The sequence below is a fragment of the Vibrio sp. Vb1554 genome, from assembly GCF_033344235.1.
Map to the genome: position 1 here is coordinate 1 of NZ_JAWPOJ010000434.1, position 1059 is coordinate 1059.

A 1059-nucleotide genomic window follows, 5' to 3' on the forward strand; every position below is an offset into this window, starting at 1 on the left:
CCAAGGGCCAATATTGCTTGTTCAAACGACGCTTAACTGTCTTTGCATTAAAATCAGCGGGAATTGTACCAGTTGAAAAAATCTTCGAGAAAATCGGCCACTTCGCTATTGGCATATTTGCTGGTTTAGAGACCTTAATATTTTTCTTTAGTGCTTCATTAACTGGTGTTCTTGAATATGGATGCTTACAACTCAACAATTCATACGTAATACAACATAAGGCGAACATATCATCGCTTATGTTTGGTTCTTTTCCTGAGAGCAGGTTGAGTGAGGCGTAGTTAGGCGTGTAGCCCAGCGTTTCTAGATCTTCTGTTTTACGTTTTGCTGCATACTGATCCTGTTTGATCTGGTGAGTTTTCGACACACCAAAATCCAAAAGCTTTACATGGCCTTCGGAGGTTAAAATTACGTTGGCTGGTTTTAAGTCGGCGTGTACAACACCGAGCGAATGAGCATAGGATAGTGCGTCGAGGATTTGGTTGAGGATAGAAAGCATTGCATGGTACTTCAAACCATTTGGACGAGATCGTTGGATTAAACTTTCCAACGTTTCGCCGTCAATATATTCCATCACTAAAAAGTAGATATCACCGTCGACTCCGAAATCAAAGACCCGGATTACGTTTGGATGACTAAGTCTTTGTGTTTGTTGCGCTTCTCGAATCAACATTCTTGCTGTCTCTGGCTGAGACGCAAACTCTTTCTGTAAAACTTTTAGAGCAACATAAGGGGACTCCGAGCCAGAAGACTCAAGAATTTTGTCTTTTGCTAAATAAACATCACAGAGTCCACCATGACCTAAAATAGACTCAATTTCGTAACGGTTTTTTACTGTTTGCCCAATTAAATTTGAGTTAATAACACTTTTGTTTTTTGTGTTCTTATTATCACTTTTGTTGATAGGTGGTATTGTGTTTTCTTTTTGAGACAGTTTTGTATCCGTTTCATTTATATTTTCAGCGGAGTCTTGTTTATTAACGTTTTTAGCGGGTTCAATTGCGTTTTCTCTTTTTTGAGTCTTTACAATTTTTGTTTTATCTCCGCTATCGCTGCTAT

At 38.7% G+C, this 1059-nt stretch carries 1 protein-coding gene; it reads right to left on the reverse strand.

Annotated features, from left to right (window positions below; translation table 11 throughout):
- Positions 1 to 1059 (reverse strand): serine/threonine-protein kinase (locus R8N28_RS26855; protein ID WP_318183873.1); only part of this gene is annotated, 1059 nt, incomplete at both ends.